This window comes from Arthrobacter sp. Y3221159 (genome assembly GCF_059089885.1).
The window spans coordinates 77,014-103,261 of record NZ_JBNHFC010000004.1 but is presented as its reverse complement, the minus strand read 5'-3'; the positions used below and the strand labels follow the sequence as shown (position 1 = coordinate 103,261).

Annotated in this window: 24 protein-coding genes, 2 tRNA genes and 1 riboswitch; of the genes, 2 read left to right on the top strand and 24 right to left on the bottom strand. The window is 67.8% G+C overall.

Going from position 1 to position 26,248, the window contains the following annotated elements:
* Positions 1-46 precede the first annotated feature (46 nt).
* The 10 genes from AC5RT3_RS05885 to hisI all read right to left on the bottom strand — a co-directional run bounded on the left by AC5RT3_RS05885 (position 47) and on the right by hisI (position 13,756).
* Positions 47-1,504: a glutamate synthase subunit beta gene (locus AC5RT3_RS05885; RefSeq protein WP_494011074.1), complete on the bottom strand. Its 1,458-nt coding sequence runs from the start codon at positions 1,502-1,504 to the stop codon at positions 47-49.
* On the bottom strand, positions 1,497-6,110 hold the full coding sequence (gene gltB, locus AC5RT3_RS05880; RefSeq protein WP_494123720.1) for a glutamate synthase large subunit: 4,614 nt from the start codon (positions 6,108-6,110) through the stop codon (positions 1,497-1,499). The genes AC5RT3_RS05885 and gltB overlap by 8 nt, the downstream gene beginning before the upstream one ends.
* A gap of 262 nt (positions 6,111-6,372) precedes the next feature.
* On the bottom strand, positions 6,373-7,527 hold the full coding sequence (gene lgt / locus AC5RT3_RS05875; RefSeq protein WP_494123719.1) for a prolipoprotein diacylglyceryl transferase: 1,155 nt from the start codon (positions 7,525-7,527) through the stop codon (positions 6,373-6,375).
* Between the two features lie 3 nt (positions 7,528-7,530).
* Positions 7,531-8,343, bottom strand: a complete 813-nt coding sequence (gene trpA, locus AC5RT3_RS05870; RefSeq protein WP_494053010.1) for a tryptophan synthase subunit alpha — start codon at positions 8,341-8,343, stop codon at positions 7,531-7,533.
* A gap of 11 nt (positions 8,344-8,354) precedes the next feature.
* A complete protein-coding gene (gene trpB / locus AC5RT3_RS05865) occupies positions 8,355-9,674 on the bottom strand; it encodes a tryptophan synthase subunit beta (protein ID WP_494123718.1) in 1,320 nt (439 codons plus the stop codon).
* A gap of 122 nt (positions 9,675-9,796) precedes the next feature.
* The gene (gene trpC, locus AC5RT3_RS05860) at positions 9,797-10,618 is read right to left on the bottom strand and encodes an indole-3-glycerol phosphate synthase TrpC (RefSeq protein WP_494011070.1); all 822 of its coding nucleotides are present in this window, start codon (positions 10,616-10,618) and stop codon (positions 9,797-9,799) included.
* Positions 10,618-10,905 carry an HGxxPAAW family protein gene (locus AC5RT3_RS05855; RefSeq protein WP_494011069.1) on the bottom strand — a complete coding sequence of 96 codons (288 nt, stop codon included), beginning with the start codon at positions 10,903-10,905 and terminating at the stop codon, positions 10,618-10,620. Before AC5RT3_RS05855 ends, trpC begins: the two co-directional genes overlap by 1 nt.
* A gap of 106 nt (positions 10,906-11,011) precedes the next feature.
* A complete protein-coding gene (locus tag AC5RT3_RS05850) occupies positions 11,012-11,650 on the bottom strand; it encodes a Trp biosynthesis-associated membrane protein (RefSeq protein WP_494123717.1) in 639 nt (212 codons plus the stop codon).
* Entirely contained in the window at positions 11,650-13,212 is a 1,563-nt protein-coding gene (locus tag AC5RT3_RS05845; protein ID WP_494123716.1) for an anthranilate synthase component I, read from the bottom strand. The genes AC5RT3_RS05850 and AC5RT3_RS05845 overlap by 1 nt, the downstream gene beginning before the upstream one ends.
* A gap of 115 nt (positions 13,213-13,327) precedes the next feature.
* Positions 13,328-13,756 carry a phosphoribosyl-AMP cyclohydrolase gene (gene hisI / locus AC5RT3_RS05840; RefSeq protein ID WP_494123715.1) on the bottom strand — a complete coding sequence of 143 codons (429 nt, stop codon included), beginning with the start codon at positions 13,754-13,756 and terminating at the stop codon, positions 13,328-13,330.
* Positions 13,757-13,867: 111 nt separating this feature from the next.
* On the opposite strand from hisI, the gene AC5RT3_RS05835 reads away from it, so the two are divergent.
* Positions 13,868-14,512, top strand: a complete 645-nt coding sequence (locus AC5RT3_RS05835) for a TIGR03085 family metal-binding protein (RefSeq protein WP_494052950.1) — start codon at positions 13,868-13,870, stop codon at positions 14,510-14,512.
* 14 nt (positions 14,513-14,526) lie between these two features.
* Here the strand turns inward: AC5RT3_RS05835 and hisF are convergent, their stop codons facing one another.
* From hisF to AC5RT3_RS05765, 14 genes are all read right to left on the bottom strand, one after another.
* The gene (gene hisF, locus AC5RT3_RS05830) at positions 14,527-15,303 is read right to left on the bottom strand and encodes an imidazole glycerol phosphate synthase subunit HisF (protein ID WP_494052949.1); all 777 of its coding nucleotides are present in this window, start codon (positions 15,301-15,303) and stop codon (positions 14,527-14,529) included.
* Between the two features lie 51 nt (positions 15,304-15,354).
* Positions 15,355-16,215: an ATP phosphoribosyltransferase gene (gene hisG / locus AC5RT3_RS05825; RefSeq protein WP_133350834.1), complete on the bottom strand. Its 861-nt coding sequence runs from the start codon at positions 16,213-16,215 to the stop codon at positions 15,355-15,357.
* Positions 16,216-16,305: 90 nt separating this feature from the next.
* Positions 16,306-16,569 carry a phosphoribosyl-ATP diphosphatase gene (locus tag AC5RT3_RS05820; RefSeq protein ID WP_494123714.1) on the bottom strand — a complete coding sequence of 88 codons (264 nt, stop codon included), beginning with the start codon at positions 16,567-16,569 and terminating at the stop codon, positions 16,306-16,308.
* 102 nt (positions 16,570-16,671) lie between these two features.
* Positions 16,672-17,160 (bottom strand): 6,7-dimethyl-8-ribityllumazine synthase, encoded by a 489-nt coding sequence (gene ribH / locus AC5RT3_RS05815; RefSeq protein WP_494123713.1) that lies wholly within the window; start codon positions 17,158-17,160, stop codon positions 16,672-16,674.
* A 17-nt stretch (positions 17,161-17,177) separates the two neighbouring features.
* A complete protein-coding gene (gene ribA / locus AC5RT3_RS05810; RefSeq protein ID WP_494123712.1) occupies positions 17,178-17,924 on the bottom strand; it encodes a GTP cyclohydrolase II in 747 nt (248 codons plus the stop codon).
* Entirely contained in the window at positions 17,921-18,679 is a 759-nt protein-coding gene (ribB, locus tag AC5RT3_RS05805; RefSeq protein WP_494052946.1) for a 3,4-dihydroxy-2-butanone-4-phosphate synthase, read from the bottom strand. Before ribB ends, ribA begins: the two co-directional genes overlap by 4 nt.
* Complete coding sequence (locus tag AC5RT3_RS05800) at positions 18,676-19,314, bottom strand: riboflavin synthase (RefSeq protein ID WP_494123711.1); 639 nt, start codon at positions 19,312-19,314, stop codon at positions 18,676-18,678. The genes ribB and AC5RT3_RS05800 overlap by 4 nt, the downstream gene beginning before the upstream one ends.
* Entirely contained in the window at positions 19,314-20,453 is a 1,140-nt protein-coding gene (ribD, locus tag AC5RT3_RS05795) for a bifunctional diaminohydroxyphosphoribosylaminopyrimidine deaminase/5-amino-6-(5-phosphoribosylamino)uracil reductase RibD (protein WP_494123795.1), read from the bottom strand. The genes AC5RT3_RS05800 and ribD overlap by 1 nt, the downstream gene beginning before the upstream one ends.
* Positions 20,454-20,713: 260 nt before the next feature.
* Positions 20,714-20,864: riboswitch (FMN riboswitch) on the bottom strand.
* Between the two features lie 38 nt (positions 20,865-20,902).
* Entirely contained in the window at positions 20,903-21,580 is a 678-nt protein-coding gene (gene rpe / locus AC5RT3_RS05790; RefSeq protein ID WP_494123710.1) for a ribulose-phosphate 3-epimerase, read from the bottom strand.
* Positions 21,581-21,663: 83 nt separating this feature from the next.
* Positions 21,664-23,265 (bottom strand): RsmB/NOP family class I SAM-dependent RNA methyltransferase, encoded by a 1,602-nt coding sequence (locus AC5RT3_RS05785; protein ID WP_494123709.1) that lies wholly within the window; start codon positions 23,263-23,265, stop codon positions 21,664-21,666.
* Complete coding sequence (gene fmt, locus AC5RT3_RS05780; RefSeq protein ID WP_494123708.1) at positions 23,262-24,182, bottom strand: methionyl-tRNA formyltransferase; 921 nt, start codon at positions 24,180-24,182, stop codon at positions 23,262-23,264. The genes AC5RT3_RS05785 and fmt overlap by 4 nt, the downstream gene beginning before the upstream one ends.
* Positions 24,179-24,766, bottom strand: a complete 588-nt coding sequence (gene def / locus AC5RT3_RS05775) for a peptide deformylase (protein WP_494123707.1) — start codon at positions 24,764-24,766, stop codon at positions 24,179-24,181. The genes fmt and def overlap by 4 nt, the downstream gene beginning before the upstream one ends.
* A gap of 63 nt (positions 24,767-24,829) precedes the next feature.
* Complete coding sequence (locus AC5RT3_RS05770; RefSeq protein ID WP_009357996.1) at positions 24,830-25,690, bottom strand: hypothetical protein; 861 nt, start codon at positions 25,688-25,690, stop codon at positions 24,830-24,832.
* Between the two features lie 103 nt (positions 25,691-25,793).
* A tRNA-Val gene (locus AC5RT3_RS05765) sits at positions 25,794-25,868 on the bottom strand.
* A gap of 304 nt (positions 25,869-26,172) precedes the next feature.
* Here AC5RT3_RS05765 and AC5RT3_RS05760 point away from each other — a divergent pair.
* Positions 26,173-26,245: transfer RNA gene (locus AC5RT3_RS05760), tRNA-Gly, on the top strand.
* The last annotated feature ends 3 nt before the right edge of the window (positions 26,246-26,248 follow it).

Genomic DNA, 26,248 nt, shown 5'->3' with positions numbered 1-26,248 from the left:
TTGGTTAAGTTGTCGCGGGGGTGAACTTCTGCCCGCAGGTGGAGCGCTAGAGGACGGCGATGGCGCGGTCCGTCGGCGCGACGGGAGCGGGAAGGATGGTGCTTCCCATCAGGTACTTGTCCACGGCGGCAGCCGCTGCGCGGCCTTCGGCGATGGCCCACACGATGAGGGACTGTCCGCGCCCGGCGTCGCCGGCCACGAAAACGCCCTCGGTGTTGGTCATGTAGTAGCCGTCGCGTGCCACGTTGCCGCGGCCGTCGAATTCGGCCTTCACCTGTTCGGTGATGCCCGCCGGCTCGGCGCCGGTGAAGCCCAGCGACAGGAACACCAGGTCCGCGGGGATGATGCGTTCCGTGCCGGCCTTAGGCAGGCGCTTGCCGTCAACGAATTCCGTCTCCGCGACCTTGACGCCGGTCAGCTTGCCGTCCTCGCCCACGAACTCGACGGTGGAGGCGAGGTATGTGCGCTCACCGCCTTCCTCGTGGGCGCTGGCCACCTCGAACAGGGTGGGGAACGTCGGCCAGGGCTGGTGCGCGGCGCGCTCGGCGGGCGGCTGCTTGCCGATGGCCAGCGTGGTCACGGACGCAGCACCGTGCCGGTGCGCGGTGCCGAGGCAGTCGGCGCCGGTGTCGCCGCCGCCGAGGATCACCACGTGCTTGCCCTGGGCGTGGATCTGGTTTTCGATGGTCTCCCCCGCCACGGCGCGGTTGGCCGGCACCAGGTAGTCCATGGCGAAGTGGATGCCGTCCAGGTCCCGGCCCGGGATGGGCAGGTCGCGCGGAACGGTGGCGCCGGTGCACACCACGACGGCGTCGTAGCGGCGCCGCAGCTGCTCCCACGTCACGTCGGTGCCGACGGCGACGCCGGTCCGGAAGCGGGTGCCTTCCGCCTTCATCTGCTCGACGCGGCGGTCCACCTGCTCCTTTTCCATCTTGAAGTCCGGGATGCCATAGCGGAGCAGGCCGCCGATCTTGTCATCGCGTTCGTAGACGGCAACGGTGTGGCCCACGCGGGTGAGCTGCTGGGCCACGGCCAGGCCGGCAGGGCCGGAGCCTACGACGGCGACCGTCTTGCCGGTGAGGCGCGCCGGCGGCAGCGGGTGGACCCAGTTGTTGTCCCACGCTTCGTCGATGATGGACACCTCAACCTGCTTGATGGTGACTGCAGGCTGGTTGATCCCCAGCACGCAGGACGCCTCACAGGGGGCGGGGCAGAGCCGGCCGGTGAATTCGGGGAAGTTGTTCGTGGCATGCAGCCGCTCGATCGCTTCCTCGCCCTTGTCCCGCCACATGAGGTCGTTCCACTCGGGAATCAGGTTGCCCAGCGGGCAGCCCTGGTGACAGAACGGGACGCCGCAGTCCATGCAGCGGCCGGCCTGGGCCTTCAGGGTGCCCTTTTCCTGCGCTTCGTAGACTTCCTTCCAGTCCATGATGCGGACAGGAACGGGACGGCGCGGCTGGGTTTCACGCTGGCGTACTTTCAGAAATCCGCGTGGATCAGCCACCGGTCACCTCCAGGATTCGAGACCATACTTCTTCGCCGTCGGGGTCAAGGCCCTCTTCGATGGCGTCGAGACGGGTTTGCAGCACGGCCGCGTAGTCGCGCGGCAGCACCTTGGTGATGCGGGCGGCGGTGTCGTCGAAGTTCTCGAGGAGGCGCGCAGCCAGCTGGGAGTCAGTTTCTTCAACGTGCTTGACCAGCAGGCCGTGCACAATGTCGCGGTCCTCGGCATCCAGCTCGCGGAGCTGGAGTTCGCCGGACTGCAGGGCGTCCTTGTTGACCTTGGCGGTATCCAGGTCCAGGACGTACGCGGTACCGCCAGACATGCCGGCGCCGAAGTTGCGGCCGGTGCGGCCGATGATCAGGGTCTGGCCGCCGGTCATGTACTCGCAGCCGTGGTCGCCAATGCCTTCGACGACGGCGGTGGCACCGGAGTTGCGGACCAGGAAGCGTTCGCCCACCTGGCCACGCAGGAACATCTCGCCGCTGGTGGCGCCGTAACCGATCACGTTGCCGGCGATGACATTGGTCTCCGCCTTGAACACATTGGTGCGGTCCGGGCGGACGATGATCCGGCCGCCGGAGAGGCCCTTGCCCACGTAGTCGTTCGAGTCGCCGTACAGCCGCAGGGTGATGCCTGCGGGCAGGAAGGCGCCCAGGGACTGGCCGGCGGTGCCGTTCAGCGTGACGTCGATGGTGTCCGTGGCGAGCACGTCGGTGCCGAAGGTCCTGGTGACCACGTGGCCGAGCATGGTGCCCACGGAGCGGTCCGTGTTGATGACGTCCACGGTGATCTTCACCGGGCTGCGGTCCGTCAGGGCCTCAGTGGACATGGTGATCAGCCGCTGGTCGAAGTGCTTGTCCAGCTCGTGGTTCTGGCCGGTCATGTTGCGCAGCGGAGCGTCGTCGTCGAACTCGAGCCCGTGCAGGATCGGGTCCAGGTCCAGGCCGTCGGCCTTCCAGTGGTCGATCGCGTCGCGGGTGTCCAGGACCTCCGCGTGGCCGATGGCCTCTTCCAGGCTGCGGAAGCCCAGCTCGGCCAGGATCTCGCGGACTTCCTCGGCCAGGAACTCGAAGAAGTTGACCACGAACTCGGGCTTGCCGGTGAACCGGGCGCGGAGCTCCGGGTTTTGGGTTGCAACGCCCACCGGGCAGGTGTCCAGGTGGCAGACGCGCATCATGATGCAGCCTTCCACCACCAGCGGGGCGGTGGCGAAGCCGAACTCCTCGCCGCCCAGCAGGGCTGCGATCACAACGTCGCGGCCGGTCTTCAGCTGGCCGTCAACCTGCACCACCACGCGGTCGCGCAGGCCGTTGAGCATCAGGGTCTGCTGCGTCTCGGCGAGGCCGAGCTCCCACGGGACACCGGCGTGCTTGAGCGAGTTCAGCGGCGAGGCGCCGGTTCCGCCGTCGTGGCCGGAGACAAGCACGACGTCGGCCTTCGCCTTGGTCACGCCGGATGCCACCGTGCCGATCCCGACTTCCGACACCAGCTTCACGTGCACGCGGGCCGAGGGGTTGGCGCGCTTGGCGTCGTAGATGAGCTGCGCCAGGTCCTCGATGGAGTAGATGTCGTGGTGAGGCGGCGGGGAAATGAGGCCGACGCCGGGGGTCGAGTGGCGGGTGCGGGCCACCCAGGGGTAGACCTTCTGCGCCATCAGCTGGCCGCCTTCGCCGGGCTTGGCGCCCTGGGCCATCTTGATCTGGATGTCGTCGGCGTTGGTCAGGTAGAGGCTGGTCACGCCGAAGCGGCCGGAGGCGATCTGCTTGACGGCGGAGCGGCGCTCCGGGTCCATCAGGCGGTCCACGTCCTCGCCGCCCTCACCGGTGTTGGACTTGCCGCCCAGCCGGTTCATGGCGATGGCCAGCGTTTCGTGGGCCTCCTGCGAGATGGAGCCGTAGCTCATCGCGCCGGTGGAGAACCGCTTGACGATGCTGGAGACGGGCTCCACTTCCTCGAGCGGAACCGCCGGGCGCTCGTTCTTGAACTTGAGCAGGCCCCGCAGCGTCATCAGGTTGCTGGACTGGTCGTCCACGCCCTTGGTGTACGCCTTGAAGATGTCGTAGCGGCGTTCGCGGGTGGCGTGCTGCAGCCGAAAGACCGTCTCCGGGTTGAACAGGTGCGGTTCGCCGTCACGGCGCCACTGGTACTCGCCGCCGCCCAACAGGGGGCGGTGGGGCTGCTCGATGCCGCCCTCGGGGTACGCCATCTGGTGGCGTGCCGAGACCTCGGCGGCGATGACGTCCAGGCCCACGCCGCCCAGCTGGGAGTGGGTGCCGGCGAAGAATTCGTCCACCAGCTCCTGGCCGAGGCCAAGTGCTTCGAACGTCTGGGCGCCGGTGTAGGACGCCACGGTGGAGATGCCCATCTTGGACATGATCTTCAGGACGCCCTTGCCGAGGCCCTTGATCAGGTTGTAGACGCCGTCCTGCGGGGTGACGCCGGTGACGTCTCCGGCAGCGATCAGCTGCTCCACGGATTCCATGGCCAGATAAGGGTTCACGGCGGACGCGCCGTAGCCGATGAGCACGGCCACGTGGTGCGTTTCGCGCACGTCGCCCGCCTCGACCACCAGGGCGGTCTTGGTGCGGTTGGCGCTGCGGAGCAGGTGGTGGTGCACGGCACTGACCAGGAGCAGGGACGGGATGGGTGCCCACTGCGCGTTGGAGTCACGGTCCGAGAGCACGATGTACTGCACGCCGCGGTTGATGGCGCCGGAAACCTGCTCGCAGATCTCGGTAAGCCGAGAACGCAGGGCGTACTCGCCACCCTCCGGGCGGTACAGGCCGCGGACCCTCATGGCCACGCGGTTGCCGTCGGCGTCCTCGATGTTGGCGATCTTAGCGAGCTGGTCGTTGTTGATCACGGGGAACGGCAGCTGGACCTGCGGCTGGCGGACCTGCTTGGTATCCAGCAGGTTGCCGGTGGGGCCGATGGCGCACGTCAGGGAGGTGACCAACTCTTCGCGGATGGCGTCCAGCGGCGGGTTGGTGACCTGCGCGAAGGACTGCACGAAGTAGTCGAAGAGCAGCCGGGGGCGCTTGGACAGCACGGCAACCGGGGTGTCGGAGCCCATGGCGCCCAGCGGCTCGGCACCGGTGCGGGCCATCGGGCCCAGCAGGATCTTCAGTTCCTCAGTGGTGTAGCCGAAGGTGCGCTGGCGGATGTTCACGGACGCGGCGGTGTGGACCACGTGCTCGCGCTCGGGAAGGTCGTTCAGGTCGATCAGGTTGTCCTTGACCCAGTCCGCCCACGGGTTGGCGGCGGCAACCTCCGCCTTGACCTCTTCGTCGTCAATGATGCGGCCGGCGTCGGTGTCCACCAGGAACATCTTGCCGGGCGAGACGCGGCCCTTCTTGACCACCTTGGAGGGTTCGACGTCGATGACGCCCACCTCGGAGGCGAAGACGATCAGGCCGTCTTCGGTGATCCAGAAGCGGCCGGGGCGCAGGCCGTTGCGGTCCAGGGTTGCGCCCACGAGGTTGCCGTCGGTGAAGGACACGGCGGCGGGACCGTCCCACGGCTCCATCAGCAACGAGTGGTACTCGTAGAACGCGCGGCGGGCCGGATCCATGGTGGCGTGGTTTTCCCATGCCTCCGGGATCATCATCATGATCGCGTGCGTGATGGGGCGGCCGGAGAGCCACAGGAGTTCCGCCACCTCGTCGAACGATGCGGAGTCGGAGGCGCCGGGCGTGCAGATGGGGTACAGCTCTTCGGGCGCGTCGCCGAGCAGCGGGTTGGCCAGCTGGGACTGCCGTGCACGCATCCAGTTGCGGTTGCCCTTGACCGTGTTGATCTCGCCGTTGTGGGCGATGGTACGGAAGGGCTGCGCCAGCGGCCAGGATGGGAACGTGTTGGTGGAGAAGCGCGAGTGGACAATAGCCAGCTTGGTCTTGAAGCGCTTGTCCGAGAGGTCCGGATAAAAGGGCTCCAGCTGGGCGGTTGTGAGCATGCCCTTGTACACGATGGTGCGCGAGGACAGCGACGGGAAGTAGACGCCGAACTTGTTCTGGGCGCGCTTGCGGATACGCCAGGCGCGGGCATCGAGTTCGTTGCGGTCCAGTTCCTCGCCCGCGGCGGACGCGAGGAAGGGCTGGGAGAAGTAGGGCATGCAGGCGCGGGCCATCGCGCCCACCAAGTCGGCGACGACAGGCACTTCGCGCCAGCCCAGGACCTTCAGCCCCTCGTCTGCGGCGAGGCCCTCGATGCCGGCTTTCGCGGCATCGGCTTCCCGCCGCTCAGCAGGCAGGAACGCCGTGCCGGCCACGTACTGGCCGGGAGCGGGAAGTTCGAACTCGGTGACCGCCCGGAAGAACTCGTCCGGGATCTGCATCAGGAGGCCGGCGCCGTCACCGGTGCCTTCATCGGCGCCCACGGCACCACGGTGCTCGAGGTTGCGCAGGGCGGTGAGTGCGGCGTCAACGATGTCGTACCCGGGTTCGCCGCGGAGCGTTGCGATGATCGCAAGGCCGCAAGCGTCCTTCTCCTGCTCGGGGTTGTAGAGCCCGGCGGCCTCCGGCAGGGCTGCGAAGCGCTTGAACGGCGACAAGGCAGCCTCGGGCTGATCCGGTTCGGACCAGCTGGGAGTGTGCAGAGTTTGGGTCATGGAAGACGTCCTTCCTCCTGATCGTGCGTATGGAAGGGACACCGTTGGCCCCACTCGTCAGGCCCCAGATGATGGGCACAACAAAGTGTTACTACATGGAAATTGTAGGTCAGCCCGGCCTGCTGAACTAACGGTTGCAGAGGCCCCTGCCCAAGGCTCCAGCCGGCAGCAGCTCTATGCTGCGCGGGTGGGGCCCCATGCCACGACATTGTGGTTCCGGGAGCTCCGAGCGGTGGCTCTGCTGCCCTCGGGTGGCCGGCGCTTACTTGCTGGTGCCGGCCTCCGATGCGGATCCTGTGGCTGTGCTGCCGGAGTGTCCGGCAGCGGTGGCATCCGTCCCGGGCTTTGCGCCGGAGGGTGCCGCCGTGGCCTCTTCCGTGGGGGCGGAATCGAGCCTGGAACCGTTTTGGTTATCAGGGAGATTATCACGCGCTTCACTATCTGAGACAACCGGGTCCGTATCACGGACCCCGTCTTTAGTGGCCCCAGCGTCGCCGCTGACGGCCGGTTCCGCCGGTTCCCGCCCCGGAAGATAGACGGTGTCGGGCTCCGGGCGACCCTTCCTGCCCAGCAGGATGAAGACCACCAGCGCAGTCACAAAGACGAAAATACTGGTCCAGACATTGAGCCGGGTGGTGAGGCCGAAGAACGAGATCTGCTCCGCGTCATCGATCCGCATGGCCTCAATCCACACACGTCCCAGGGTGTAGTACATGGCGTACAGCCAGAACAGCCGGCCGCGGCGGAAGTTGAACCTGCGGTCCAGGACGAGCAGGAGCGCGACGCCGGCAAGGTTCCAGAGCGATTCATACAGGAACGTCGGGTGGAACAGGGTCCCGGCGGGAACGCCCGCGGGGAAGTTCGCGTTGTCGGCGTCGATCTCCAGGCCCCACGGCACCGTGGTGGGCCCGCCGAAGAGTTCCTGGTTGAACCAGTTGCCCCAACGGCCAATGGCCTGGGCCAGCAGGAGGCCCGGCGCGGCGGCGTCCATGAAGGCGGGAAGCCTGACGCCTGCACGGCGGCAGCCGATCCACGCGCCCAGGACGCCGAGCACCACGGCGCCCCAGATTCCCAGGCCGCCACGCTGGATCTGCGGGATGAGGGAAAGGTCGCCGGTGCCGTCGAAGCCGGGACCGAAGTAGGCGTCGGGCGACGAGAACACGTGGTACAGGCGGCCGCCGATGATGCCAAACGGAATGGCCCAGACCACGATGTCCCAAACGCTTCCCTCAGGCGCGCCGCGCTTGGCCCAGCGGACCGAGGTCAGCCAGAGACCCGCCACGATGCCCGCCAGGATGCAGAGGGCGTAGGCGTGGATGCGCAGCGTCCCCCACGGCAGGGGGATGTCGAATCCGGACCAGTCCGGGCTGGGAATGCTGGCGGGTACCAGGGCTGCTGCCTGGAGGAGGCTCTGCATTGGTTAGGCTTCTTCCCTGGCAAGTCCGGAGCTGAGCTCCCTGGCAAGGGAGCCGACGGCGTCCACGCCGCCGTTACCCAGTGCGGACACGAGAGCGGTGCCCACAATGACGCCCTCGGCATAGGCGGCGATTTCGCGGACCTGGTCGGCGTTGGAGACGCCCAGGCCTACGCACACGCGCTCCGCCCCGGCGGCGTGCGCCGCGGCCACGACGTTCCGGGCGGCGGTGCTCACCGAGGAACGGGCGCCGGTGACGCCCATGATGGAGACGGCGTAGACGAAGCCGCGGCTGGCGTCGACGGTCCGCTGCATGCGCTCGGCAGTGGACGACGGCGCAACGAGGAACACGCGGTCCAGCCCGTACTTGTCCGAGGCGGCCATCCATTCGTCGGCCTCGTCCGGGATGAGGTCGGGCGTGATGAGCCCGGCTCCCCCGGCTTCGGCCAGGCGGCGGGAGAATTCGTCCACGCCCATCCGGACCACGGGGTTCCAGTACGTCATCACCAGGACGGCGGCGTCGGTCTTGCTGGTGATGCCGGCGACCACGTCGAAGACCTGCCGGACGGAGAAGCCGTTGGCCAGCGCCTGCGTGGTGGCGGCCTGGATGACCTGGCCGTCCATCACGGGATCGGAGTACGGGATGCCGACCTCGATCAGGTCGGCACCGTTCTCCGCGAGGGCGATGCCCGCGGCGATGCTTTCCTCCACGGTGGGGTAGCCGGCGGGCAGGTAGCCGACGAGCGCGGCACGGCCTTCGGCGCGGGCCTTGTCGATGGCCGCCGCCGACTTGCTGGTCGTCTGTGCCTTGCCCGTCATCTGCGCGCTGCTCACAACTGCTCTCCCTCTTTGCCGATTTCCGATTCCGCGGAATCCTTGTCCAACAGGTTGAACCACTCGGCGGCGGTGGCCACATCCTTGTCGCCACGGCCGGACAGGTTCACGATCACGATCTTGTCCCGCGCGGCAGCGGCGTCCTCCGCGGCGAGGCGCTGGCCCACCTTGATGGCCCCGGCCAGGGCGTGCGAGGACTCGATGGCCGGGATAATGCCCTCCGTGCGGCAGAGGAGCCGGAAGGCCTCCATGGCCTCGCCGTCCGTGATGGGCTCGTAGTTCACCCGCCCGATGTCGGCGAGGTAGGAGTGCTCCGGCCCCACACCCGGGTAGTCGAGGCCCGCGGAGATGGAGTGCGACTCGATGGTCTGGCCGTCGTCGTCCTGCATGAGGTAGGAGCGGGCGCCATGGAGGACGCCGGGCTTGCCCAGCGTGATGGTGGCGGCATGGCGTCCGGTGTCCACGCCGTCGCCGCCGGCTTCGAAGCCGTAGATCCTGACCGAGGGGTCATCGAGGAAACCGTGGAAAATGCCGATGGCGTTGGATCCGCCGCCGATGCAGGCACACACGGCGTCCGGGAGGCGCCCTTCCTGCTCCAGGATCTGCGCGCGCGCCTCTTCGCCGATGACCTCGTGAAAGTAGCGGACCATGGCGGGGAACGGGTGGGCCCCGGCAGCGGTGCCCAGCAGGTAGTGGGTGTTGTGCACGTTCGCCACCCAGTCGCGCAGGGCCTCGTTGATGGCGTCCTTGAGGGTCTGTGAGCCGCTGGTGACGGGAATGACGGTGGCCCCCAGCAGTTCCATCCGGGCCACGTTCAGCGCCTGGCGGCGGCAGTCCTCGGCGCCCATGTAGACCACGCACTCCAGCCCCATCAGGGCGGCGGCCGTTGCGCTGGCCACGCCGTGCTGGCCGGCGCCGGTTTCGGCGATGACGCGGGTCTTGCCCATGCGCTTGGCGAGCAGGGCCTGGCCCAGCACGTTATTGATCTTGTGCGATCCGGTGTGGTTGAGGTCCTCGCGCTTGAGGAACACCCGCACGCCCCCGGCGTGTTCGGAGAACCGCTTGGCTTCGGTCAGCAGCGAGGGGCGGCCCGAGTAGTTCTTGTTCAGGTCCGCGATCTGGGCCCGGAATTCTGGATCGTTCTTCGCCTTGTCGAAGGTCTCCTCGAGTTCGTCCAGGGCTGCGATCAGGGACTCGGGCATCCAGCGTCCGCCGTAGCTGCCAAAGTACGGCCCCGGGGCGTGCCGGAGGGAGCCGCCCGCCAGGAATGCGTCCGCGGCCTTGTTGTCAGCGTTTCCTGAGGGTGCGTCGGCCATCAGTCCCGTCCTGTTCGAAGTTGATCGGTCAAAAGTTTGGTCCGGCCGGGGCCGGGATGAGTGCCGGGCATCGCTGCCGTTCGTCCACGGCCGTGCAGCCGCGAGGAGGACAGCGCAGCAGGTCAGCCGCGGGCGGCGATGGCGGCCGCGCCAGCGGCCGTGAACTCCGCGATCCGCTCCCGTGGGGTGGAGTGGCTTACCAGCGCCTCCCCCACCAGCACCGCGTTGGCGCCGCTGGCAGCGTAGTGCGTGACGTCGTCGGCGTCCCGGACGCCCGATTCCGCCACTACCAGCGCCCCGGACGGAATGCGTCCGGCCAGCGATGCGAACAGGGAACGGTCGACGTCGAGGGTCTTCAGGTTCCGGACGTTGACGCCGATGATGCGGGCGTTGGCCGCGGCGGCGCGGTCGATTTCCTCTTCGGTGTGCGTTTCCACCAGCACGTTCATGCCTAGCTCGGCGCTGAGGGCGCTGAAGTCGTTGAGCTGGGCGTCGGAAAGTGCCGCGACAATAAGCAGGACGAGGTCCGCGCCGTGGGCGCGGGCTTCCCAGATCTGGTACTCGTCCAGCGTGAAGTCCTTGCGCAGCAGGGGGACGTCGACGGCGGCACGGACGGCATCGAGGTCCGCCAGGGACCCGTTGAAGCGGCGCTGCTCGGTGAGGACGCTGATGACGGAAGCCCCGCCGTCGGCATACTGCCGGGCGAGGGACGCGGGATCGCCGATGCTGGCGAGGTCGCCCTTGGAGGGGCTGCGCCGTTTGATTTCCGCAATGACCTTGAGCTCTTTGCGGTCCCGTGACGGACCGCCCAGGGCGGCCCAGGCATCCCGGGCAGGCGCAACGGATTGGGCCAGGTCCTTTAGTTCAGCCAGCGAAACGAGGCGCTTCCTGGCCTCCATGTCCTCCCGGACACCGGCATTGATGTCGTCGAGAACAGTTGCCATCAGTGGCCGGAGTTCTTCAGCTTGCTGCCTTCGACTCCGTAGCCTGCCTTGCGCATGACGTAACCGAGGATGAGGCCGACCACCATCACGCCGGCCCCGGCGATGAAGATGGGGGTGCTGGCGATGACGAACGCGATCGATGCGATGAGCGCGCCCACCAGCATGGTGATGACACAGGTCCAGGCTGCCGGGCTGTTGCCGTGGCCGAGTTCCTGGCTGTGGTCGATGGCGCCGGGGGCTACCGTGCGGGTGCCGGACTTGGAAACGGACGCAGGTGCTTTGCTCATGGAAAATCTCCTCAGGATGAATACTGCTTACATTCTGCCATTTTTTGGGCCGTGACCGTTTATCGGCGGCTGCCCGTCCCGTCACCGGGTGCGGGGCTCGGCCGGGTCAGGTGGGATCGTCTCCGCGGGAGAGCCGGTCCCAGCTGTCGATCTCGTCCACCGGCCCCGCCGCAGGGGCGCTGCCCGCCGCCCCCGGCGCGTCATATTTGCTCCGCGTCTTCCAGTGCCGGCCTGCAGGAATGATGAGCAGGGCGGCCAGTGCCAGCAGGCAGCCGGCGGCGACGGCGAGGGTGGGGAAGGCGGTCACGTCCACCTGCGCCTGGCTGCCACTCACGCCTGTTGCGGCTGCGATGGAGCCCTGTGCTGCCGCAAGGGGGTCCGCGAGTACGGTAGCAGCCGCGGCGATGATGCCTGCCGCGGCAAGGACGATGATGGCGGTGATGACCCACCGGGCGATCCTGCCCGCGATCGCTGCTGCCAGTCCCCCGGCCAGCGCCACCAAGGCCAGCGCCGTCACTGTGGTGGCGGCATCACTGCCCTGGACCGTGAGCGGTTCCTGCCCGGCACCTGCCTGGCCCACCTCGTTGGGATCCAGGGTGACGGACATCCAGGTCTGGGTGGTAGTGCCGAAAACCGCCAGCGCCAGGACCGCGATGAGCAGCACCAGCGTTGACTTCCGTGCCCAGGCGGGGGCAGCCCTCTTTTCGCTGCCGGCCTGCCCGGACGCCGTTCCCTGCTGGGGCATCAGACGTCGGTCCCGCCGGGAAGTGACTCCACGGAAATGTTCTGCAGGGAGCCGGCCGTGTGGACTGCACGAAGCGGTGCCGCGGCCTTGTTCACGGTTTCGAGCGCCTCGGTGGGGTTCACCGAGTCGGCCACAATGCCGCCGCCGGCCTGGACGTAGGCACGGCCGTCGCGGAGCAGCGCCGACCGGATGGCGATGGCCATGTCCATGTCACCAGCGAAATCGAGGTAGCCCACCACGCCGCCGTAGATGCCGCGGCGATGGGGTTCCAGTTCATCGAGCAGGCGCAGCGCCCGGGGTTTCGGGGCACCGGACAGCGTGCCGGCAGGGAAAGTCGCCTTGAGGACGTCGTAGGCCTTGGCCTGTGGCGACAGCTGGCCCACCACCGTGGACACCAGGTGCATGATGTGGCTGAAGCGCTCCACCTCCATGAACTGCGTGACGTCCACCGTTCCGGCAACGCAAACCTTGGAGAGGTCGTTCCGGGACAGGTCAACGAGCATCAGGTGCTCGGCGCGTTCCTTCTGGTCGGCCAGCAGTTCCTCGGCAAGGGCCTTGTCCGCCTCCACGGTCTTCCCGCGGGGACGCGAGCCGGCGATGGGGTGCGTGATGACCTCCCCGCCCGTGACGGTGACCAGGGCCTCGGGTGACGAGCCCACGATGGAGTACTCCCGGCCGTCGGCGTCCGCCAGGCTGAAGATGTACATGTAGGGGCTGGGGTTGGTGTTGCGCAGCACCCGGTAAACGTCCAGCGCGGAGGCCTTGCACTCCATCTCGAACCGGCGGGAGATGACCACCTGGAAGACCTCGCCGTCGACGATTGCTTCCTTGCCCCGGTCCAGGGCGGCCAGGTATTCGTTCTCGTCCCAGCGCTCCTGGACGCTGGAGGCAAAGTCCAGGGCTGCCGGAGCCAGGACCGACACGGGCTGCGCCACGGGGCTGCTGACCTTTGCCAGGAGGGCCTTGACCCGGGCCACGGCGTCATGCCAGGCCTCGTCAACGCGTTCGGAGCTGTTGTCGAAATTGATGGCGTTGGCGATCAGCAGCACTGTGCCGTCCACGTTGTCGTGGACCGCCATGTCGGTGACCAGGTTCAAGGCCATTTCGGGCAGGTGCAGGTCATCCTCGGGAGGGCTGACCAGCCGCTCCCAGTGCCGGACGGTTTCCCAGCCCAGGAACCCTACCAGGCCGGAGGTGAACGGCGGGAGCCCCTCGAAGCGGTCAGTGCGCAGGGCTTCGATGGTGTCGCGGATGGCGTCCACCGGGCTGCCGTCCACCGGCACTCCGGCCGGGGGCTCGCCCAGCCAGTGCGCGTTGCCGTCCTTGGTGGTCAGCGTGGCCCGAGACCTTGCGCCGATGAACGAATAGCGGGACCAGGCGCCGCCCACTGCCGCTGACTCCATGAGGAATGTCCCGGGCTGGCCCTGGGCCAGCTTGCGGTACAGGCCGATGGGGGTCTCGGCGTCGGCAAGCACCTTCAGCCGGACGGGGATAACGCGGCTGTGGCCGGCGAGTTCCCGGAACTCCTCCAGGCTCGGGCTGATGGTTCCAAGGTCCTGCATGGCTATGGTTTCCGCCTGTTCTCGTGAGGGCCGGCAGCGCCGGACGCCTAAATTTTCCTGCATCGGGCCGTGGCTGCCGCTGTCTTGCGGGCGCCGGTAGGGCCGCCGGTGCGGTTCAGACCGCCTGGGCCGTGGTGACGTTCAGTTCCCTGCCGTCGAAGCAGGTGCGGGTGCCGGTGTGGCAGGCGGCACCCACCTGGTCCACGCGCACCAGCAGTGCGTCGCCGTCGCAATCCATGGCGACGGACTTCACCCACTGGACGTGCCCGGACGTGTCCCCCTTGCGCCAGTATTCCTGGCGGGAGCGCGAGTAGAAGGTGACACGGCCCGTGGTCATGGTGCGGTGGAGGGCTTCGTCGTCCATCCAGCCGAGCATCAGGACCTCGTTGGTGTCGTACTGCTGCACAACGGCGGCCACCAGGCCTGCGCTGTCCCGCTTCAGGGCGGCTGCCAGCTCCGCGGGGAGCGGGCCTGTTTCAGCGGCGGCGGGGCTTTCGGGCACGGCGGAACCGGAGGCTTGGACGGGGGCGGGCTGCTCAGACATCAGGTCAAGTCTAGTGCCTTCGGTGGAGCCGTTCCGGATGTGAACAACGGCACGCCAGCAGCGCCCCGGAAGGTGCCCAACTTCGCGGCTGTCGTGCTAGTTTTCCAAGTGATGCATTTCGTCGAACCGTCCCGAGAAGTCCTGGCCGAGACCCTGCTTGCGGCCGGTCCTGATGCGCCCACGCTATGCAGGGGCTGGCGCACCAGGGATCTCGCCGCGCACCTTTACCTGCGTGAGCGGAAAGCTGCCGTGGGGCTGGGCCTGATCATCAAGCGCCTGGCCAAAGCCTCGGACCAGGCCACGGCAAAGCTCGCTGCCAAGCTGACCGCTCCCGAGGACTACGCCGGACTGGTGAACACGTTCCGCGCGGGCCCGCCGGCATTCTCGCCGATGAACATCAAGGCCCTGGACGAAAGCTCCAACCTCATCGAATACTTCGTGCACACGGAGGATGTCCGCCGCGCCGTTGACCGCTGGGCCCCCAGGGCCCTGGACGAGGCCTACTCGGACGCCCTTTGGCATGAACTGGTCAAGCGTGCCGCCATCCTTTACCGCGGCGTGGACCTCGGTATCGTCCTGGTGCGCCCGTCAGGCCCCCGGCACGTCGCCAGGCGTGCTCCGGTTTCCGTGGCCATCGTCGGTGACCCGGGGGAACTGCTGATGCACGCCCACGGCCGCACGCGCCACGCCCTGGTTACATTCGAGGGCCAGCCGGACGCCGTCGCGCTTCTCCAGTCAGCCGAAGTGGGGCTGTAACCGGCAGCTGCCGGTCAGCGGACTTCGAAGCCGGCCGCCCTGATGGCGTCCTTGACCTGGTGCATCATGTCGTTCGGGCCCCAGTGGAAGATCGAGGCAGCCAGTACGGCATCGGCGCCCGCGGCAACTGCCGGCGGGAAATGTGCCGGCTCACCTGCCCCGCCAGAAGCGATCAGCGGAACCTTCACGGCGGCGCGGACAGCGCGGATCATCTCCAGGTCGAAACCGTCCTTGGTGCCGTCGGCGTCGATGGAGTTGAGCAGGATCTCCCCCACGCCACGGTCGGCTGCTTCCTTGGCCCATTCAATGGCATCGATGCCCGTGCCGGTGCGGCCGCCGTGGGTGGTCACTTCGAAGCCCGACGGCGTGGGCTCTGACCCCGGGCGGGTGCGCCGGGCGTCCACCGACAGGACGAGGACCTGGGAGCCGAAGTGCCGGGTGATTTCATCGATCACGTCCGGCCGGGCCACGGCCGCGGTGTTGATGGCAGCCTTGTCCGCGCCGTAGCGCAGCAGCTTGTCCACTTCAGCCACGCCGCGGACGCCGCCGCCCACGCACAGCGGGATGAACACTTCCTCGGCGGTGCGGCGCACCACGTCGAAGGTGGTTTCGCGGTTGCCGGATGAGGCGGTGACGTCAAGGAACGTCAGTTCGTCGGCACCGGCATTGTCGTAACGGTGCGCCAGCTCCACGGGGTCGCCGGCGTCGCGGAGGCCCTCGAAGTTGACACCTTTGACGACGCGCCCGGCGTCCACGTCAAGGCAGGGAATGACGCGTACTGCTACTGCCATGGGAAACTCCTGGAAATCTTTGGTGGTCCTGCTGCGCTGGGGTTAAAGGGCTCAGATGCGGCAGGCGTGGATGCTGCTGACCAGGATGGCACGGGCGCCAAGGTCGTACAGCTCATCCATGATCCGGTTGGTTTCCTTCTTGGGCACCATGGACCGGACGGCAACCCAGTCCGAGTCCCGCAGCGGGGACACGGTGGGCGACTCCAGGCCGGGGGTCAGCGCGGCGGCCTTCTCCACGAGTTCCTTGCGGATGTCGTAATCCATGAGGACGTACTGCCGCGCCACCAGGACGCCCTGGAGGCGGCGGATGAGGACGTCGATTTCCCGGGCGGTGCCGTTGGCGGCGCCGCCTTCACCGGTGCGGCGGATCAGGACGGCCTCGGACTTGAGGATGGGTTCGCCGAAGATTTCCATTCCGGCGGCTTTCAGGGTGTTGCCCGTCTCCACGACGTCGGCGATGGCGTCGGCCACGCCCAGGCGGACGGAGGATTCCACGGCGCCGTCCAGCCGGACCACCTTGGCGTTGATGCCGCGTTCGGCCAGGTAGCCGCGGAGGAGTCCGTCATAGCTGGTGGCCAGGCGCTTGCCCTCGAGTTCCTCGGCGGCCGAAAAATCGCCCACCGGACCGGCGAAGCGGAACGTGGACGCAGCAAATCCCAGGGGAAGGAGTTCTTCGGCTTCCACCTCGGCGTCCAGCAGCAGGTCCCGGCCGGTGATGCCGACGTCGAGCGTTCCCTGGCCCACGTAGACCGCGATGTCGCGGGGACGGAGGAAGAAGAATTCGATGTCATTGTCCGGGTCCACCATGACCAGTTCGCGGGTGTCGCGGCGCTGGCGGTATCCGGCTTCGGACAGCATGGCGGAGGCGGCTTCGGACAGGGATCCCTTGTTGGGGACGGCTACTCGCAGCATGGAAAATGTCTTTCTGGATTGGAAGGTCTGGGTGTTCAGGCAGTGCAGGCCACAGCGGGCTCGGCGGCGGGAAGCGCGCCGGGCCGGTGGCTACAGATGCTTGTAGACGTCTTCCAGGGTCAGGCCTTTGGCGAGCATCAGGACCTGCAGGTGGTATAGCAGCTGGGAGATTTCCTCGGCCGCGGCTTCGTCGGATTCATATTCGGCAGCCATCCATACTTCGGCTGCTTCCTCAACGACTTTCTTGCCGATGCCGTGAACACCGGACTCCAACTCAGCGACGGTGCGGGAGCCTTCCGGGCGGGTGGCTGCCTTGTCGCTGAGCTCAGCGAACAGCGTCTCGAAATTCTTCACGCCCTCCAGCCTACTTGCTGCGGGCGGGAGGGCGCTTCCCGGGCCGTAGCATGACGGGCGCGATGTGAGGGAACACACACGCGCCCGCCATCATGCGGCCAGTTAGCTCTTGTACTGCTTGAGGACGACGGCGGTGGCCAGCGCCGCGGTGACGGCCTCATGGCCCTTGTCTTCCTTGGAGCCCGGCAGGCCGGCGCGGTCCAGGCCCTGCTGTTCGGTGTCACAGGTGAGGACGCCGAAGCCTACCGGCACGCCGGTGTTCACGCTGACGTCGGTGAGTCCCGACGTCGCGGCCTGGCAGACGTAGTCGAAGTGCGGGGTGCCGCCGCGGATGACGACGCCGAGCGCCACCACGGCGTCGAAGTGCGGCGCCAGCCGGGCGGCGGCAACGGGAAGTTCGAAGCTGCCCGGGACGCGCAGGACGGTGGGCTCGCTGATGCCGGCGTCCTTGGCGGCGCGCAGGGCCCCGTCGAGGAGTCCGTCCATGATCTGGGTGTGCCAGCTGGCTGCCACGATGGCCAGCCGCAGCTGGGAGGTTTCGGCCGGGCTGAGGGTGGTGAGGTCGATGTCGGGGGCGCCGTGTCCGCTCATAGGTACGTTGTTTCCGTTCAGTCTTGTTCGTGGATGAGGGTGTCGGGGGTGGTGACGGGCACGGGTGCCACGTGGGTGTCCAGGAGGAGGCGGTGCTCCATCCGGTCTTTCTTGGTCTGCAGGTAGCGGATGTTCTGGTCACGGGAAGGAACTTCGGTGGGAACCATTTCCACCACCTTCACGCCTGCCCGGGCGAGCCGGTTCTGCTTGTCCGGGTTGTTGCTGAGCAGGCGGACCTCGTGCAGGCCCATTTCGGCGAGGACCTGGGCGGCGGCGTTGTAGGACCGGGCGTCCACGGGCAGTCCCAGCTGCTCGTTGGCTTCGACCGTGTCGAACCCGGCCTCCTGCAGTGCGTAGGCTTTGATCTTGTTCGCCAGGCCGATGCCGCGGCCCTCCTGGCCGCGGAGGTACAGCAGGGTTCCGCCCTGTTCCTGGATCAGCTCCAGGGCGTACGCGAGCTGCTCGCCGCAGTCGCAGCGGTAGGAGCCGAACACGTCGCCGGTGAGGCATTCGGAGTGCAGCCTGACCAGCGGGGCCTTGCCGTCACGGGGCGGGTTGGGGGAACTGACGGCCAGGTGTTCAACACCGGTGACCATGTCTGTCCAGGCCTGCGCCACGAAGTCGCCGAAGGCGGTGGGCAGCTGCACGATAGGGCCGCCGCTCACCGGATGGGGCACCACCCCGCTGCCGGTCCGCCCGCTGTGATGGCTGTCCTGGTGGTGGCCGTCCTGGTGGTTGCCATTGCTGGCTGCAGATGCCGTCATCGTTCCTCCTTCTCCCCGGCCGGTGCAGGCCGTACGCCGTGCCCCGGAGCATCCCCCGCCCCGGTTGCAAGGTAACCCACCAGATCTTCGATGGAGATCAGTGGGCAGCCATGCTCCGCCGCGAACGTCCGAAGACCGTCCAGGCGCATCATCTCACCGTCGTCATACACCACTTCCGCGATGACGCCCACGGGCTCCAGGCCTGCAAGGCGGCACAGGTCCACTGCGGCCTCTGTGTGGCCGGGGCGTTCCCGCACACCTCCGTCAACTGCCCGGAGCGGAAAAATATGCCCCGGCCGGGTCACTGAGGACGGTCCGGCCTGCGGGTCGGCCAGGACCCGGGCGGTGAGGGCGCGGTCGGTGGCCGAAATTCCCGTGCTGACGCCAACGGCGGCGTCGCACGAGACAGTGTAGGCGGTGCCTTTGGCATCCTCGTTGACCGTCACCATCGGAGGCAGTGCCAGGGCGTCGGCCCGTTCTCCGGAGAGCGGCACGCAAATAACGCCGGAGCTGTAGCGGATGGTCCAGCCCATCAGGGCCGGCGTGGCGTGCTGGGCCGCGAAGATGATGTCGCCTTCGTTTTCCCTGTCCTCGTTGTCCACCACGAGGACAGGTTTTCCGGCCGCGATGGCACGGACGGCGGTCTCGATGGAATTCAGGACATGCTCCTGTCCTGCTGCGGCTCCGCGGGCGGTTTCCGGTGCCACAGCCTCGGGCTGCCCTGTTTCCGGCTTCAGCCGGACAGCGGCGTTCACAGTGCACCACCGGCGGGTGCCGAGGAATCGCGGAATGCCAGCAGACGCTCGGTGTATTTGGCCAGCACGTCCACTTCCAGGTTAACGCGGCTGCCGGTCCGCTTGGCACCCAGACCGGTCTCGGCGAGGGTGGTGGGGATGAGGCCCACTTCGAACCACGGCTCCGCTTCCCCGGCATCACTCACGGCCGTGACGGTGAGGGATACGCCGTCGATGGCAATGGAGCCCTTCTCCGCGATGTAGCGGGCGAGGTTCGCCGGCACGCCGAACCGCAGCCGTTCCCAGTTGCCAAGCGGTTCCCGCTCCAAAAGCACACCCACGCCGTCCACATGTCCCTGGACAACGTGGCCGTCCAGCCGTCCGCCGGCCGGGACGCAGCGTTCGAGGTTAACGGAGTCGCCGGGAGCCAGCTCGCCGGTGGTGCTGCGGACCAGGGTCTCCCCCATGACGTCCACGCTGAACTCCTTGTCGTCGATTTCGGTGGCCGTGAGGCAGACGCCATTGACTGCGATCGAGCCGCCCAGGGCAAGGCCCTCGGTGGTGCCGGGTGCGTGGAGCCGGATGGTGGCGCTGGTATCGCCATCCCGGTCAACGGACAGCACGTGCCCTTGTTCGGCAATAATTCCGGTAAACATCAGTGGCCTCCCTGGGCTTGCTCCGCGCTGTGGCGGGACGGTTGTGGATCGAGGGCAACAGACCGTTGCGGTCGTAGGTGAAGTCGAAGGTCCCGGCCCAGCGTGCGCACGGCGCCGCCGTCGGACGGGTCCCATTCCCACTGCTGGGCATCGGGAAGGCTGGTGATGCCCAGGCCGTTGAGGGCGGGCGTTCCCGAGCCCAGCAGCGTGGGCGCCAGGTAGACGACGAGTTCGTCGACGAGTCCTGCGGTGAGGAAGGCGCTGAGGATGCGGGAGCCGCCTTCCACCATGACGTGCCGGGCGCCGGAGGTGTAGAGCAGGGACAGCGCATCGCCGGCGTCCCGGGTGGGCAGATGGACGGCGAGACCGTCCTCCCCGCGGATGGCGGCGTCGGCCGGAATCTCCCGGAGCCCCATCACGGCGCGGACGGGCTGCTTCGCGGCCGCCACCCCCTGGCGGTCCCGGGCAGTCAGCCGCGGGTTGTCCACGAGCACCGTCTGGGTGCCCACCAGGATGGCATCAATCCGCCCGCGGATGGCGTGGTTGTCAGCCAGGGATTCGGGGCTGGAGATCCACTGGCTGGTGCCGTCCTCGGCGGCGATGCGGCTGTCGAGAGTCTGCGCGATATGAAGCGTCACGAAGGGGCGTTTTGCGGCCACTGCCTCGAACCATTGCCGGTTCAGGTCCAGTGCTTCCTCGGCCCCGAGGCCGCTGCGGACGCGCACGCCCGCGTTGCGCAGCGTGGCTGCCCCGCCGGCAGCGGGGTCGTGCGGATCATCCACGGCGTACACCACGTCGGTGATGCCGGCGGCGATGATGGCCTCAGTGCAGGGGCCGGTGCGGCCCACGTGGTCGCAGGGCTCCAGGGTGACCACCATGGTACAGCCGGCCAGGTCCAGCCCGGCCTCCTTCGCCTGCGCGATCGCGTCGGCTTCGGCGTGGGCCGTTCCGGCGCCGCGGTGGTATCCGGTGACCAGTGGGATCCCGTCAGGACCAACGACGACGGCGCCCACCAGCGGGTTGGCCCCGCGTGGTCCCTGCAGGGCTGCTTCGAGCGCAGCCTCCATGGCCGAGGTCTCGGCGGGGCTGAAAGCAGTGACGGTCCCACTGGCCGGCCGGAGGTCCGGGTGTCCTGCCATGCGGCCGGCCTCTGCCTGGCTGGAGGCAATGGTCCGGCTGGAGGCAATGGTCCGGCTGGACGGCGGGTTGCTGACGGTCATGCGGAAACCGCTAAACCGGTGGTGGTGGCGGCTGCGGAGGCAGCAGCAGTTTCGGCATCATCAAAGAGCCATCGCATGGGGTTCATTCCTGCGTCGTTCCTTCCCTCTCGAACCGCGATGGCTCCGGGGGTATACGACAGCAGAACGCTGCGGGGCCGGACGGCCCTGCAGATACAGCTGTACGTGCTTCTCTCATCCAGACTTTAACTGTCGGTACCGGAATTTCGCCGGTTCAACCGTCCGCCGGGCCTTCTCCTGGGAGAAGCACCGGCTCGCGGGTCGCGGACTGTCACCGCCGGTTCGGACTTACACCGACCCCGGAGCACGTATGTGTTTTGTTATTGTGCCACAACAGGAGGGGTGCCCTGTTATTCCGTCGCCGCGCGTAACGTCCGCGCGCCTTCTTCCCGCAACCTGTCGATGGCGGCGGCGGGATCGTCGGCACCGTAGACGGCGGAGCCGGCCACGAAGACGTTGGCCCCGGCTTCGGCGGCGCGCGTAATGGTTTCCTCGGTGATCCCGCCATCCACCTGGATGGCCACGCCCACTCCCGAGCCGTCGACGGCTGCCCTGGCCCGGCGGATCTTGGAGAGGGTGATGTCCAGGAAAGCCTGGCCGCCGAAGCCGGGCTCCACGGTCATGATCAGCAGCATGTCCAGTTCGGGCAGCATGTCCAGGTAGGGCTCAACCGGAGTGGCGGGCCGCAGGGCCATCCCCGCCTTGGAGCCCCTGCTGCGGAGTTCGCGGGCAAGCTTCACCGGGGCGATGGACGCCTCGGCGTGGAAAGTGACCGAGGCCAGGCCGGCGTCGGCGAAACCGGGAGCCCAGCGGTCAGCATCGGCGATCATCAGGTGGGCGTCCAGCGGCACCGGGCTCACGGCCTGGATGCGCTGAACCACGGGAAGCCCGATGGTCAGGTTGGGCACGAAGTGGTTGTCCATCACGTCCACGTGCACGGCGTCCGCATTGCTGATGCGCTGCAGTTCAGCCTCAAGGTTGACGAAGTCGGCGGAGAGGATGCTCGGGTTGATGCAGCATTGCGTCACGGGGATGCCTTTCACTGGTTCTGGTGGAGGGGTCGGTCCGGGCAGGGCTGGCCTGCGCGGCAGCCACGCTTCGACTGCGCCGGTCAGGCCTTCTTGCGGATGAGGGCCAGGAACATGGCGTCGGTGCTGTGGATGTGCGGCCAGAGCTGCGCCGTGGATTCGTGGCCTGCACCCAGGTTTCCGGTCAGGCTGACGGCGTCGAGGGCAGCCCCGGCGTCGAGGAGCTCAAGGTCGTCCCGCTTGCGGAGGGCATCGGCCACCACGGCCTTGGTCTCGGCCGGATGCGGCGAGCACGTCACGTAGGCCACCACTCCCCCTGGCCGGACGGCGGCCAGTGCCGAGGCAAGCAGTTCACGCTGCAGGGGTGCGAGATCGGTCAGGTCCTTCGGGGACCGGCGCCAGCGGGACTCGGGCCGGCGCCGGAGCGCGCCGAGGCCGCTGCAGGGAACGTCCACCAGGACCCGGTGGTAGGACTCCGGCTGTTCGGCACCGACCTCGCGGCCGTCGCCGGTGCGGACTTGCCACGTGTCCCCCGGTACCGCGGACAGTGCCTGGCTGACGAGCTTGGCACGGTGCGGGGCCGGCTCGTTGGCCAGCAGCGTGGCGCCGCGCGCCCGGGCAAGCGCGCCCAGCAGGGCGGCCTTCCCGCCGGGGCCTGCGCAGAGGTCCAGCCACGCCTCGCCGGTACCGGCGCCGCCCGGGCCGAGGTCCGCTGCCGCCATGGCCCGGGCCACGAGCTGCGAGCCCACGTCCTGGACGCGGGTGGTGCCGTTGCGGACCGAGGAGAGCCGGCCCAGGTCCCCGCCGCTGGACAGGGCGGACCCCTCCACGAGTTCGCCGGGGGTGGCGCCGCTCTCCAGTGCCTCGTCCAGGCTTCCCAGCCCGGGCAGGGCCACGAGGTTGACCACCGGGGCGGCGTTGTCCGCTTCCAGGAGCTCGTTGATTTCAGCCGCCGGACGGCCGTGCGCCACAAGGGACTGGCGCATGGCGCGGACGATCCATTCAGGGTGGGCGTGCCGCAGCGCGGCGATCCGGGTCTGGTCGGTTTCGCCCTCCACCAGGAGGTCCAGCCATTCGTCCAGGCTCCGGGCCGCGACTTTGCGGAGGACGGCATTGATCAAGGCCGATGGTCCTGCCCCGATCACGGCCCTGGCCAGCCCCACGGTCTGGTCCAAGGCTGCATGCGCCGGGACCCGCATGGCGAGCAGCTGGTGCGTGCCGATGCGCAGGGCGTCGAGGACGGCGGGGTCCAGCTGGTCCAGCGGCCGGTCCACGCACCGCGCCAGGATGGCGTCGTAAGTTCCCTGGCCCCGGAGGGCGCCGTAACTGAGCTCCGTGGCGAAGCCGGCGTCACGCTTGTCCAGCCCGTGGTGCCGGATCCGTGCCGGCAGCACCAAGTTTGCGTAGGCATCCTCGGCCGCGACAGCGCGCAGGACCTCGAAGGCCACCAGACGCGCCGGATCCGCCCGCCGGGTGCGCTGAGACGGAGCGCTTTCAGTGAAGTTCCGCTGCGGTCCGCGGTTGCGCTCACGGCCCTGGGCGTTCCGCCGGCTGTTGTCCCGGGGGCCACCTTGGCCGCGGCCGCCCCTCGGACCGCCCTGGCCAGAGTTGCCGCCCTGCCCGCCGGCGTTGCCGCGGCCGCCCGCTTTTCCGGGTCCTCCCTGATTCCCGCCGGAACCGCTCATTCGAATACCACGCCTTCCAGTGAAGCCAGGCCGCGTGCCCAATCAGCAGCGGACATCATCTTTTTCCCGGCGGGCTGGATCCGGGTCAGTTCAACGGCATGCGACCCCGTGCCCACCAGGACACTCTTGCCGTGCAGGGACAGGGCGCCGGGCGCCAGCCCGTCCACGTCGGACCGAAGCCGGACGGGTTCCAGTTTCACGCGCTGCCCGTCCAGGAGTGTCCAAGCGCCGGGTTCCGGGGTGACACCGCGGGCCTGCCGGGAGATGGCGAGGGCAGGGTGGCTCCAGTTGAGGTGCCCGTCCTCGAGCGTGAGTTTCGGTGCCAGGGAAACGTCGCCGGACTGCGGGACCGGTGACGCCTTCCCTGCCTGGATGGCCGAAAGGGTCTGCGCCAGGAGGACCGCACCGCTGTGGGAGAGCCGCTCCAGCAGCTCTCCGGCGGTGTCCTCCGGCCCCACCCTCTCGGTGAGGGTGCCGAAGACAGGCCCGGTATCCAGGCCTTCCTCAAGCTGGAACGTCACAGCCCCGGTGATATCGTCCCCGGCCATCACCGCGCGCTGCACGGGCGCTGCGCCGCGCCAGGCGGGTAACAGGGAAAAATGCAGGTTGACCCAGCCGTGCCGGGGTATGCCGAGGGCAGCGGGCGGAACAAGGCCGCCATACGCGACGATGGCTGCGACGTCCGGTTCGGCTTCCGCGATCCTGGCCGTTGCTTCGGCGTCGACGCGGGACGCCCGGATCACGTCGATGCCCAGTTCCGCGGCCCGGGCGGCAACCGGCGACGGCGTGAGCACGCGTTTACGCCCGATCGGGGCATCCGGGCGGGTCAGCACGGCGACGACGTCGAAGCCGGCCTCCACCAGGGCGTTCAGGGACGGGACGGCGACGGCGGGGGTGCCCGCGAAAAGGACCCTCACCCGGCGCTGCCGGCGGCGCCGGTTCCGAAGCTGGAGCCGCCGAAACTGGACCCGACGGTCTTGGCGCGCTTGGCCGTGGTCCGTTCCGTGACGGCGTCGTAATTGGCGTTGCGGATGGAGCGCAGGGCCGCCTTCCGGTCCTCCCCCTCAAGCCGGTCGGTGTAGAGGATGCCGTCCAGGTGGTCGTTTTCGTGCTGGAAGCAGCGTGCCAGCATCCCTTCGGCGTCGACGGACACCGGGTTGCCGTGAATGTCCACGCCGGTCACGCGGGTTGCGCGGAACCGCCGCACGGGGAAGCCGAGGCCCGGGATGGAGAGGCAGCCTTCCACCTCGTCCTCCTGGTAGTCAGTGCTGTTTTCCAGCACCGGGTTGACAATATGTCCTTCCACGCCGCCGATGCGGTACGTGAAGACACGCTGGCTGACGCCCACCTGCGGTGCGGCGAGGCCTGCGCCCTCCACGTCCTCCATGGTCTCGGTCATGTCGGCGACAAGTTTGGCAAGCTCGGGTCCGAATTCCGTCACGGGCTCGGCGACTGTGCGCAGCACGGGATCGCCGATGATGCGGATATTCAGGATAGCCATGCGCTGTTTTTCCTCACGGTTGCGGCAAAGGGGACCAATACAGTTTAGGTGCAGTAACCGGCGTCAGGCCGTCCGGGCAGGGACCAGGGGCGGCGGGGCGATGGGAAGCAGCGCCGTTCCGGCGCTGATTGTGTCCGCGGACAACTCCCACACCCGGCGGAGTGCGCAGAACTTCCACCAGTGGTGCTTGAGGACCTCGGGGTTGGCACGCACGGGACGGACTTCGGTTTCGCCGATGGCCACTGCCAGCAGCACGGGGTTGTCACCGTACTTCCAGGGCTCCCAGGTTCCCGCGACCGGGTCCACCAGGCTTTCCTCCGCCTTCATGCCCGCCACCAGCTGCATGACCACCTTGTCATCCAGCGGTTTGACCGTGCCGTCACGGGTTGTGCCCTTGGTCTTGTAGTCGATCAGGCAGACGCGGCCGTTGATGCGGGCAACAAGGTCAAGCGTTCCGGCGTACCCCACGGAGTTGTTCCATACAGTGATTTCCGGCGCGATTGGTTCAACCCGGAAGAGCTCCCACCATTCGTCGAACCGGACAGCGAACGCTTCTTCACCGTTGGCCGCCAGGGCTTCCCGGGCTTCCTTCATGGCATGGGGGCGGCCGAGTGCCCGGAGCGCCACCTGTTCACAGTAGTAATGCACTCGGTCTCCGCGCCGGGCTGCCTCATCCCGGTAGGTTTCGGCCGCCTTGGCCGCCCGGTTGATTGCCTGCTTGATCTTGGCTGGGCTTCCCAGGCAGTCCGCCAGCAGGGGATCTTTCGCCAGGCTGCTGGCCCCCATGTACCCGAACCACCCGTCCATGCCATGCGGCTGCTGGCTGATGACGGTGGTAATGGACGGCACGGAAAACTGCTCCGACGTGGACCGGGCGTACATCCGGCCGTATTCCGTGGCGTGGGCAAGAAGCGGATCAGTCATGGAAAAGACTCTTTCACAGGGGGCCGACAAAGTCTCCGGGCGATGCTCCGGGCACAAAAAAGGTCCGCTTCCCCTGCTCATTGAGCGGAAACGGACCAATCTCTGGTGGGCGATACTGGGTTCGAACCAGTGACCTCTTCGGTGTGAACGAAGCGCGCTACCACTGCGCCAATCGCCCTGATGCATTTGAATGCTAGCCCACGTTTCCGCCATTTCAAAAATCGGCGGCACCCAGGCATCGACATTCCCTGAATGTCACTCAAGAAGACACAGGCAGGTCCCCCTTTAGGAGAACTCCGGCCCGCCGCCGTCGGGAATTACACAGCTGTAACTTGGCCACTTCCGCGCCATTGCAGGGAAGCAGGCACATCGGCGCCGGCTGCGGCGCCCCCGATTTGGAGAATCCCGGAACCTCCTATATTGTTTTTACTCGTTGGAACGCGAGGAAATGCCGGGAACGGCAGCGAATCACCCTCCAAAATGCGGACGTAGCTCAGCTGGTAGAGCACCACCTTGCCAAGGTGGATGTCGCGAGTTCGAATCTCGTCGTCCGCTCGC

Coding starts and splice junctions, on each gene's coding strand:
- def (WP_494123707.1), bottom strand. CDS start 24,766: ATGGCTATCCTGAATATCCGCATCATCGGCGATCCCGTGCTGCGCACA.
- hisF (WP_494052949.1), bottom strand. CDS start 15,303: ATGGCAGTAGCAGTACGCGTCATTCCCTGCCTTGACGTGGACGCCGGG.
- AC5RT3_RS05855 (WP_494011069.1), bottom strand. CDS start 10,905: ATGAGCAAAGCACCTGCGTCCGTTTCCAAGTCCGGCACCCGCACGGTA.
- trpB (WP_494123718.1), bottom strand. CDS start 9,674: ATGGCCGACGCACCCTCAGGAAACGCTGACAACAAGGCCGCGGACGCA.
- hisI (WP_494123715.1), bottom strand. CDS start 13,756: ATGTCTGAGCAGCCCGCCCCCGTCCAAGCCTCCGGTTCCGCCGTGCCC.
- hisG (WP_133350834.1), bottom strand. CDS start 16,215: ATGCTGCGAGTAGCCGTCCCCAACAAGGGATCCCTGTCCGAAGCCGCC.
- trpA (WP_494053010.1), bottom strand. CDS start 8,343: ATGACGGGCAAGGCACAGACGACCAGCAAGTCGGCGGCGGCCATCGAC.
- AC5RT3_RS05850 (WP_494123717.1), bottom strand. CDS start 11,650: ATGCCCCAGCAGGGAACGGCGTCCGGGCAGGCCGGCAGCGAAAAGAGG.
- AC5RT3_RS05800 (WP_494123711.1), bottom strand. CDS start 19,314: ATGTTTACCGGAATTATTGCCGAACAAGGGCACGTGCTGTCCGTTGAC.
- gltB (WP_494123720.1), bottom strand. CDS start 6,110: ATGACCCAAACTCTGCACACTCCCAGCTGGTCCGAACCGGATCAGCCC.
- trpC (WP_494011070.1), bottom strand. CDS start 10,618: ATGGCAACTGTTCTCGACGACATCAATGCCGGTGTCCGGGAGGACATG.
- ribH (WP_494123713.1), bottom strand. CDS start 17,160: ATGAGCGGACACGGCGCCCCCGACATCGACCTCACCACCCTCAGCCCG.
- AC5RT3_RS05845 (WP_494123716.1), bottom strand. CDS start 13,212: ATGCAGGACCTTGGAACCATCAGCCCGAGCCTGGAGGAGTTCCGGGAA.
- ribD (WP_494123795.1), bottom strand. CDS start 20,453: ATGGCAGGACACCCGGACCTCCGGCCGGCCAGTGGGACCGTCACTGCT.
- lgt (WP_494123719.1), bottom strand. CDS start 7,527: ATGCAGAGCCTCCTCCAGGCAGCAGCCCTGGTACCCGCCAGCATTCCC.
- AC5RT3_RS05835 (WP_494052950.1), top strand. CDS start 13,868: ATGCATTTCGTCGAACCGTCCCGAGAAGTCCTGGCCGAGACCCTGCTT.
- AC5RT3_RS05785 (WP_494123709.1), bottom strand. CDS start 23,265: ATGAGCGGTTCCGGCGGGAATCAGGGAGGACCCGGAAAAGCGGGCGGC.
- ribA (WP_494123712.1), bottom strand. CDS start 17,924: ATGACGGCATCTGCAGCCAGCAATGGCAACCACCAGGACGGCCACCAC.
- AC5RT3_RS05770 (WP_009357996.1), bottom strand. CDS start 25,690: ATGACTGATCCGCTTCTTGCCCACGCCACGGAATACGGCCGGATGTAC.